Origin of the sequence: Citrobacter sp. wls757 (genome assembly GCF_005280935.1) — a bacterium.
Lineage (GTDB): Bacteria > Pseudomonadota > Gammaproteobacteria > Enterobacterales > Enterobacteriaceae > Citrobacter > Citrobacter portucalensis.
Genome location: NZ_SZWU01000034.1, coordinates 164483 through 173707, shown reverse-complemented (window position 1 = coordinate 173707; position 9225 = coordinate 164483). Strand labels below are relative to the sequence as shown.

The 9225-nt window shown below is 54.5% G+C and carries 10 protein-coding genes and 1 tRNA gene; 4 read left to right on the top strand and 7 right to left on the bottom strand.

Features of this window, described 5'->3' with window-relative positions:
• Window positions 1–91 precede the first annotated feature (91 nt).
• Window positions 92–1099: a nucleoid-associated protein YejK gene (gene yejK / locus FDW94_RS09265; protein ID WP_003027504.1), complete on the bottom strand. Its 1008-nt coding sequence runs from the start codon at window positions 1097–1099 to the stop codon at window positions 92–94.
• A gap of 134 nt (window positions 1100–1233) precedes the next feature.
• Between yejK and FDW94_RS09260 the strand changes: the two genes are divergently transcribed.
• The 4 genes from FDW94_RS09260 to narP all read left to right on the top strand — a co-directional run bounded on the left by FDW94_RS09260 (window position 1234) and on the right by narP (window position 4260).
• The gene (locus FDW94_RS09260; RefSeq protein ID WP_003027506.1) at window positions 1234–1461 is read left to right on the top strand and encodes a YejL family protein; all 228 of its coding nucleotides are present in this window, start codon (window positions 1234–1236) and stop codon (window positions 1459–1461) included.
• Window positions 1462–1492: 31 nt separating this feature from the next.
• Entirely contained in the window at window positions 1493–3253 is a 1761-nt protein-coding gene (yejM, locus tag FDW94_RS09255; RefSeq protein WP_057066518.1) for an LPS biosynthesis-modulating metalloenzyme YejM, read from the top strand.
• A 74-nt stretch (window positions 3254–3327) separates the two neighbouring features.
• Window positions 3328–3404: transfer RNA gene (locus tag FDW94_RS09250), tRNA-Pro, on the top strand.
• Between the two features lie 208 nt (window positions 3405–3612).
• The gene (gene narP / locus FDW94_RS09245; RefSeq protein WP_003834605.1) at window positions 3613–4260 is read left to right on the top strand and encodes a nitrate/nitrite response regulator protein NarP; all 648 of its coding nucleotides are present in this window, start codon (window positions 3613–3615) and stop codon (window positions 4258–4260) included.
• A 96-nt stretch (window positions 4261–4356) separates the two neighbouring features.
• On the opposite strand, the gene FDW94_RS09240 is transcribed toward narP, so the two are convergent.
• The 6 genes from FDW94_RS09240 to FDW94_RS09215 all read right to left on the bottom strand — a co-directional run.
• Window positions 4357–5406: a cytochrome c-type biogenesis protein CcmH gene (locus FDW94_RS09240; RefSeq protein WP_137377473.1), complete on the bottom strand. Its 1050-nt coding sequence runs from the start codon at window positions 5404–5406 to the stop codon at window positions 4357–4359.
• The gene (gene dsbE / locus FDW94_RS09235) at window positions 5403–5960 is read right to left on the bottom strand and encodes a thiol:disulfide interchange protein DsbE (RefSeq protein ID WP_003834613.1); all 558 of its coding nucleotides are present in this window, start codon (window positions 5958–5960) and stop codon (window positions 5403–5405) included. The genes FDW94_RS09240 and dsbE overlap by 4 nt, the downstream gene beginning before the upstream one ends.
• Window positions 5957–7912: a heme lyase CcmF/NrfE family subunit gene (locus tag FDW94_RS09230; RefSeq protein ID WP_008785295.1), complete on the bottom strand. Its 1956-nt coding sequence runs from the start codon at window positions 7910–7912 to the stop codon at window positions 5957–5959. Before FDW94_RS09230 ends, dsbE begins: the two co-directional genes overlap by 4 nt.
• Entirely contained in the window at window positions 7909–8388 is a 480-nt protein-coding gene (ccmE, locus tag FDW94_RS09225) for a cytochrome c maturation protein CcmE (RefSeq protein ID WP_003834619.1), read from the bottom strand. Before ccmE ends, FDW94_RS09230 begins: the two co-directional genes overlap by 4 nt.
• Entirely contained in the window at window positions 8385–8597 is a 213-nt protein-coding gene (gene ccmD / locus FDW94_RS09220) for a heme exporter protein CcmD (RefSeq protein WP_020996676.1), read from the bottom strand. Before ccmD ends, ccmE begins: the two co-directional genes overlap by 4 nt.
• A partial coding sequence (locus tag FDW94_RS09215) for a heme ABC transporter permease (protein ID WP_249358370.1) occupies window positions 8594–9225 on the bottom strand: 632 nt, incomplete at its 5' end. The genes FDW94_RS09215 and ccmD, both read right to left, overlap by 4 nt.

The following is a 9225-nucleotide window of genomic DNA, read 5'->3' as shown; positions in this document are numbered from 1 at the left end:
AAGGCGGGGTTTTTTTATGGGGTTTTGTCATCGATACTGATGGTTCTCGTCGACCGGATAAGGCGTTAACGCTCTCACCCGGCACACGGTTTTATTTCCCGCCAGACGTGCGGCGCTGCAGCTGGTCGCGCAGGTTCGGCGGCGTACCTTTGATGGTCAAGGTGTCCGTCGCCGGATCCCAGAAAATACGTTCACCCAGTAACATAGCGTCGAAGTTAATGGTTAACCCACCGCCGCTGCCGGCAAATTTGGTTAACTGACGCAGCGTACTGCGATCCGCAGGGAAGCTCTCTTCCAGCTCGTAGCCTTTATCAGCGGTAAATTCGCTGAAGCTGACTTCACTGACGCCGGAAAGCTCTTTAGACAGCGACTCCAGTTCGATCTCTTCACCAGCCTGCAACTGCTCGTTACAGTAGCTGTACACCTGCTGACGCACGTTCTGGCGTTCGGCTTTATCGAGTTGCGCCTCGGCAGTAAAGTCATCGACAGCTTGCAGCAGGCCACGGTTTTGCGCTTTGGCGTTCAGACCTTCGCTGGCACCGAGGAAATCCATAAAGAAATCGGCGACTTTGCGCCCTACCCGCCCTTTCAGGAACGTCAGATAGCGTGTGGACTCCGGATTGGTTTCCCACTCGGTTAAATCAATACGCGCCACGATGTCCGCATGATTGATATCCAGATAGTGCGTCGGGTTGATATCCAGATTTTCATTGACGCGCATGCTGCTTAAATTGTTCAGCACGGCGACCAGCAGATACTCTACCGCCAGATAGCGGTAATGGCAGAACAGGACAATACCGCCGTCGGCAAAAGGATATTTCGCCAGCTCGTCCCGCAAGCGTCCGGTCGCGGCACGACTAAATGCCAGAAAATCCTCTTCACCCTGACGCTGTAAACGCAGCGTTTGCGCCAGTTCACTCTCTTCGCTAAACAGGCCATAGGCTTTATTCTTGGCGCTATACACCCGATGCAACTCAGCCATCATATCGACAACCGTCGCTGTCGGTTCCAGTAATGAATCGCGCAAGACCAGCTCAAGGTTCTGCTCGTCACGTTTGATAAGCTGGTGCAGGGCAATCTGGTTGATATCCAGACTCATGATAAACTCTCCTTTTAGACCGGGCGGTATTCAACCACCTGCCGGGCAGTGACGCAATAGAAGATAAAAAAGCAGAAAAAAAACTGTCTGTACGGTAATATGTTGCCCTTTCATGAACAGACTGATTTCGATTTATGCCACAAATTTCCCGCTATAGTGACGAACACGTTGAACAACTGCTGAATGAGATGCTCAACGTACTGGAAAAACATAAGGCGCCGACCGACCTTTCCCTGATGGTTCTGGGAAACATGGTGACTAACCTTATCAATACAAGCATCGCACCGGCCCAGCGCCAGGCGATTGCCAACTCTTTTGCCCGCGCATTGCAGTCTTCGGTAAACGACGACCAAGCGCATTAAGAGCCTGCTCCGGGGAAACGAACAACAGTTTATGGTAACTCATCGTCAGCGCTACCGTGAGAAAGTCTCCCAGATGGTTAGCTGGGGGCACTGGTTTGCCTTGTTCAACATTCTGTTGGCCATGGTTCTCGGTAGCCGTTACCTGTTTGTCGCCGACTGGCCGACAACCCTTGCAGGTCGTGTATATTCCTACCTGAGCGTTGTCGGGCATTTTAGCTTTCTGGTGTTTGCCACCTATCTGCTAATCCTGTTTCCCCTGACGTTTATCGTCATGTCCCAGAGGCTGATGCGATTCTTATCAGCTATTCTGGCGACGGCTGGCATGACGCTGTTGTTAATCGACAGCGAAGTTTTCACCCGCTTCCACCTGCACCTTAACCCGATCGTCTGGGAACTGGTCATTAATCCTGACCAGAACGAAGCGGCGCGTGACTGGCAACTGTTGTTTATCAGCGTGCCGGTTATCCTGTTAATAGAAATGTTGTTTGCGACCTGGAGCTGGCAAAAGCTGCGCAGCCTGACGCGTCGTCGCCATTTCGCCAAACCGTTAGCGGCATTCTTCTTCGTTTCTTTTATCGCCTCGCATGTGGTGTATATCTGGGCAGATGCCAATTTCTATCGCCCGATTACCATGCAGCGCGCAAACCTGCCACTCTCTTACCCGATGACGGCGCGTAAGTTTCTGGAAAAACATGGCCTGCTGGATGCGCAAGAGTATCAGCGTCGCCTGATCGAACAGGGTAATCCGGAAGCGGTTTCCGTGCAGTACCCGCTCAGCGAACTGCACTATCGCGATCTGGGCACCGGCCAGAATGTTCTGCTGATCACCGTAGACGGCCTGAACTACTCACGCTTTGAAAAACAGATGCCTGCGCTGGCTGAGTTCGCCGGGCAGAATATCTCCTTTACGCGTCACATGAGCTCAGGCAACACCACGGATAACGGGATCTTTGGCCTGTTCTATGGCGTATCACCAAGCTACATGGACGGCATTTTGTCGACCCGAACGCCTGCGGCGCTGATCTCTGCACTGAACCAGCAGGGTTATCAGTTAGGGCTATTCTCCTCGGATGGCTTTACCAGCCCGCTTTATCGTCAGGCGCTACTGTCAGATTTCTCCATGCCGAGCGTGCAAACGCAATCAGACGAACAAACCGCAAGCCAATGGATTAACTGGCTGGGACGCTACGCGCAGGAAGATAATCGCTGGTTCTCCTGGGTCTCCTTTAACGGGACAAACCTTGATGACAGTAACCAGAAGAACTTTGCCAAACGCTACGCCAGCGCCGCTCAGGATGTGGATGCCAATATTAACCGTGTTCTTAGCGCCCTGCGCGACTCGGGTAAACTGGACAACACGGTGGTGATTATTACCGCGGGTCGCGGTGTGCCGCTGACTCAGGAAGAGAACAACTTTGCCTGGTCGCGCGGTCATCTGCAGGTTCCTCTGGTTATTCACTGGCCGGGAACACCTGCCCAGCGTATCAATAGCCTGACCGATCATACAGACCTGATGACGACGCTGATGCAGCGCCTGCTGCACGTCAGCACGCCGGCTAACGAATACTCGCAGGGGCAGGATTTGTTCAATGCTACACGTCGCCATTACTGGGTGACCGCCGCCGACGGCAGCACGATGGCAGTGACTACGCCAGAGATGACGCTGGTGCTGAACAACAACGGAAATTATCAGACCTATGATTTACGTGGCGAGAAAATAAAAGATCAGAAACCGCAGCTCAGCCTGCTGCTACAGGTTCTGACGGATGAGAAACGATTTATTGCTAACTGATTAATTATAAATCAGTTAGTGAGGCATCCTCTTGCATTCGTAGCGGAAAGCAGTAGTATTAGCAGCCATAGCGTCGGCACGTAGCGCAGCCTGGTAGCGCACCGTCATGGGGTGTCGGGGGTCGGAGGTTCAAATCCTCTCGTGCCGACCAAAAATCCCCAAAAAAACCAACCCTTGTGGTTGGTTTTTTTATGTCTGCGATTCCGCATTCCTGAGTTTTACAGCAGCCTTCAGCACAGGTTTTACTACTTACCCATGCACAAATTGGGGTAAAATTCATCCTCTCATCAGCGCGATGAATCTGGACGATTGATGCGCTGAAAACAATAATGATACTAATAAAAGCTCAGGAGAATAGTATGCCTGAAGTAACGCCTTTTCGGGTGCTGATTGTCGACGACCACCCACTCATGCGGCGGGGAATTAGTCAATTATTGCAACTGGATCCCGCATTTGACGTAGTCGCTGAAGCAGGCGACGGCGCAAGTGCTATCGATCTGGCAAACCGTCTGGACCTTGATGTGATCCTGCTGGATCTCAATATGAAAGGTATGAGCGGGCTGGACACCCTGAATGCGCTGCGTCGGGACGGCGTCACCGCGCAAATTATTATTCTTACCGTATCGGATGCCGCCAGCGATGTGTACGCCTTAATTGATGCCGGCGCGGATGGTTATTTACTGAAAGATAGCGATCCCGAAGTCTTGCTGGAAGCCATTCGTAACGGCGCCAAAGGTGGTAAAGCGTTTAGCGCTCGTGTTAGCGAATATCTGCGCGAACGTGACCTGTTTGGTGCGCAGGAAGATCCATTCAGCATTCTCACCGAACGCGAACTGGATGTGTTACACGAGCTGGCTCAGGGGCTGTCGAATAAACAGATTGCGTCGGTACTGAATATTTCCGAACAGACGGTGAAGGTGCATATTCGTAACCTGCTGCGCAAACTCAACGTGCGTTCTCGCGTTGCTGCCACCATCCTGTTTTTGCAAACACGCGGCATGCAGTAATCAATGAGATGCCGGATGGCGACGCAACAGCGTCTTATCCGGCCTACAAAGCTCGCACAGGCCCGAAAGCAGCACGCCTTCGGGCAATCTGGACTCTTACTTCTCCTGCGGCGTTAGCTGCTCCATCGCCTGCTTAATGCTGCGTTCTATCACCGCCCGACGGGTATCATTGGCCGGTAATAATTTCAGCATCATCTCCCATGCCGCAACCGCCTCACCAAAGCGCTGCTGTTCAAAAGCGTTAAACGCGTACATGCTGAGAACCCGCACGTTGGCATGCTCGCCGCGCACCAGCTGGCGTAACAGCTCCCCTCCCCTGCGATTATCGTCAGGATCGGATGAACGGGTCAGTGCTTCCGCATAACCCAGCGCCGCATCGCTGTTTTTAGGATCCAGTCGATAGGCATTGGCATAGGCTTCAGTGGCCATACTGGCGTTACCGAGTACCATGCCAATACGCCCAAGCATGATCCAACCTTCAACGTTTGTAGGATCGGCTTGTAAACGCGTGCGCAGCCCCAGCGCCAGACGTGTCATATCTTCTTCATTGAGCGGGTCAGCTTTCGGATCCAACGCGCGTTCCAGCAGCGCCGGAGCCTGAGCGGTGGCCTGCTGCCAGACCTGAACCTGCTTATAGCTGCCGGTTTCATAATAGCTCACCGCGCCAACGATCAGCGCCACCACGATGCCGGGCACAAACAACCCAAATCCACCGCGCTTGCCATCCGGGATAACGTCGTCAGGAAACTCTTCCAGCTTCACCCGGACGCGTCGGCGAGTACGGGCAAAAATAATCCAGCCGCCCAAACCAATCGCTACCACCGGCATCACCCACAAAAGCACAGTAAGCGGCGTCAACGGCGGATCGTAGGTGACAAAGTTGCCGTAGCGCGCCACCATATAATCGACAATTTCTTTCTGGCTTTTCCCTTCCTGCATCAGTTCGTACACTTTCTGGCGCAGGTCGGTGGCAATCATCGAGTTAGAATCGGCGATACTGTTGTTCTGACATTTAGGACAGCGCAGCTGTTCGGTAAGCTGACGGAACTGCTGCTCCTGCGCTTCATCCTTAAACTGCATCACATCGATGGTCGCCAGCGCAGATCCCGAGATAACCAGCATCAGCAGGCCCAGTAAAAATCTCATTGCGCAGCCTCCTTACTGTACTTATCCCACAACGGTTTGATCTCGCTCTCCCACACCCTGGCATTCAAATCACCAGCATGGCGATAGCGAATAATACCTTTACCGTCGATCAGGAACGTTTCCGGCGCGCCGTACACGCCAAGATCCAGACCGAGCATACCGTCGCCGTCAAACAGGCTTAATGAGTAAGGATTGCCCAGCTCTTTTAGCCAGACAATGGCTTTCTGACGATCGTCTTTATAGTTCAGACCCACCACCCGCACGCCTTGTGCAGATAGCTGGTTCAGATACTGATGTTCGGCGCGACAGGTCGGGCACCAGGTCGCCCAGACGTTCAGCAGTACCGGTTTGCCCTGAGTCAGCACATCGGCCTGATAATGCTGACCCGGATTCTCCAGCGACTCCAGGCGGAATGTCGGAACGGGTTTGCCGATCAGCGCCGATTCCAGATTCGTGGGATCGTCTCCCTGAGCGTTACGCGCCAGCTGCCACAGCAGCGCCGCCGCAATGATCAGAAAAATAATAAACGGAATTAACAGTGCGTTGCGCTTCATACAGCCTCCGACGCATTTTTTTGCACCGCGGCGCGAGGACGCGCGCGCTGACGATAGCGTGGATCAAACAGGCAGAACAATCCGCCCAGCGCCATCAGCAATCCTCCGGCCCAAATCCAGCGAATAAACGGTTTGTAGTACAGACGCACAGCCCATGCGCCGTTATCCAGTTCTTCACCCAGCGCGGCGTACAGATCGCGCGTGAATCCGCCGTCAATTGCCGCTTCGGTCATCATCGAACTGGTGCTGTTATAGAAGCGTTTTTCCGCATGCAGCGTGGCTTCCGGTTTACCATCTCGGGTAACGCCAATAATGGCGACACCGCCCCGGTAGTTAGGTCCGGTAATATCTTTCACTTCGCGGAACGTGAACTGATAGTTATGGATACTAACGCTATCACCTGCTTTCATGCGCACATCGCGTTCAACGCTGTAGTTCTGGCTGAAGGCAATACCGACAATAGTAATCGCCAGCCCAACGTGGCCCGACACCATGCCCCAATAGCTTGGTGTTAATTTCGTTCCGCGGGAAACACGCAGGAATGCTTCGGACATCGCCAGCACGAATATCCAGCATGCCATCGCCAGCCCTACCACCGTCATAGCGGCAATGCGATCCTCAAACAACCACGGCAGCAGCAGCGACAGAACAAGCGTGGTGACAAACGCGATAATCAGTAACGTTTTCAGTTTACGCGGTCGGTCACGGCCCCAGCGCACTAATGGCCCAATTCCCAGCAACAGCGCGAACGGCGCCATCAGCCAGGTAAACATGGTGTTGAAGAACGGTTCGCCAATCGAAATGCTGCCCAGACCCAGCTGTTTGTGCACCAGCGGCAGCAGCGTGCCCAAGAGCACCACCAGCATGGCGGCAATCAGCAGAACGTTGTTGCCCAACAGCAGAGATTCACGCGACCACAGCGCGTTGTTTACCCGTGAACGGACCTTGTGACCGCGCACCGCAAACAGCAGCAGGGAGCCGCCAATCACCAATACCATAAAGGCCAGAATAAACATCCCGCGTGACGGATCGGAGGCGAAGGCATGCACCGATACCAACACGCCGGAGCGCACCAGGAAAGTACCTAACAGGCAAAGCGAGAATGCGCAGATTGACAGCAGCAGCGTCCAGGCTTTAAAGCTGGCACGCTGTTCGGTTACCGACAGCGAGTGCATCAGCGCCGTTCCCACCAGCCATGGCATAAACGAGGCGTTCTCAACTGGATCCCAGAACCACCAACCGCCCCAGCCCAGCTCGTAATAGGCCCAGGCCGAACCGAGCACAATACCCAGCGTCAGGAACACCCACGCCGCCAGCGTCCACGGACGCGAAAAACGGGCGAAGGTACTGTCCAGTCGTCCGCTCATTAGCGCGGCAATCGCAAACGCGAAGGCCACGGAGAAGCCGACATACCCCATGTACAGCAACGGCGGATGGAAAATCAGCCCCGGATCCTGCAACAGCGGGTTCAGGTCGCGCCCTTCAATAGGGAAGTTGGGCAACGTACGGGCAAACGGGTTGGAGGTAAACAGAATAAACAGCAGAAAGCCAACGCTTACCATCCCCATCACCGCCAGCACGCGAGCAACGATGTCCAGCGGCATTCGCTGGCTGAACGCCGCAACGGCGAACGTCCAGCCGCTCATCAGCAATACCCATAGCAGCAGAGAGCCTTCATGGGCACCCCAGGTTGCTGCCACCCGATACCAGACCGGAAGCTGGGTATTGGAGTTGCTGGCAACGTAGGTGACGGTAAAGTCATTAACCACGAAGGCGTTGACCAGAATCAGGAACGCCCCCATCACGCAGATAAACAGAACCCAGGCAAAAGGCCGCGCGGAGGCCATCATTCGCACGTCGCCGCGCGCTACGCCCCACAGCGGATAGACCGACAGTAGTAACGCCACGCCGAGCGCAAGGCACAACAGCGCATTGCCAATTTCAGGCATCATGACGTTTTATCCTTATAAACACTTTCCGGGCGACGATGGTTTTCCTGCATCGCTTTTTCGACTTCCGGCGGGGTGTAATTCTCATCATGTTTGGCAAGAACCTCTTTGGCCTGCACATGATTTCCTTCGTCCAGTTCGCCCTGAACAACGACACCCTGCCCTTCGCGGAACAGATCCGGCAGAATGCCTTCGTAGGTGACATCCACCACACCTTCGGCGTCATAGATACTGAAATTCACCTTCAACGACTGCGGATCGCGCTTTACGCTACCGGGCATCACCATTCCGCCCACGCGCAGGCGCTGACCGACTTCGGGCATCTGCTGCGTTTCGCGCTTACCGTAGAGTATCTCTCCCGGTGTATAGAACAGGTCAATATTAGAACGCAGCGCATAAAGCACCAGCGTAATGGTCAACGCCAGACCCGCCAGTACCGCACAGGCTATCCATAACCGATTTTTACGTCGAATATTCACGCCGCCTCCCGTTGCACTTGCGCCGCACGCATACGCGCTTCTCTCGCCCGCTGCTGCGCCACACCGCGTAAAATTGCGCGATGTTGTAACGCGGAATGCAGTACCAGCACCACCAGCGGGATAACGCTCATCGCTACGGCAAGCCAGACATACAAGGCGTAGCCGCCCATCGCGAAAAAATCACTCCATGATGCAAATGCAGGGGTCATTGGCGGCCTCTTTTTAAGATCAGTTCGCTCACCCACGGGCGGCGTTTTTCCATCATCAAAATCAGGTTACGCATGCGCATCAGCGCCAGCGTGACAAACAGTAACAGATAGCCGACGATTGCCAGACGCAGCGGCGTACGCATCGCCGGATCGATGCTTTGCTGCATGCGGGTAGAACCCTGATGCAGCGTATTCCACCACTCAACCGAGTAGTGGATAATCGGTAAGTTGACCACGCCAATCAGCACCAGAATACCGGCGGCACGACCTGCCAGACGGCGGTCGTCAAAGGCATGCCACAGCGCAATGGCGCCCACGTAGAGAAACAGCAGCACCAGTTCAGAGGTGAGTCGGGCATCCCAGACCCACCAGGTTCCCCACATCGGTTTGCCCCATGCGGAGCCGGTCACCAGCGCAATAAAGGTAAACACTGCACCAATCGGCGCCATCGCAGCCAGCGCCAGATTGGCCATTTTCATCTGCCAGACCAGGCCGATAAACGCGGCAACAGCCATCGAGGCATAAATGCCCATCGACCAGATTGCCGCCGGAACGTGCAGATAAATAATGCGATAGCTCTGCCCCTGCTGATAGTCCGCAGGCGCAAAACCAAAGCCCCAGACCCATC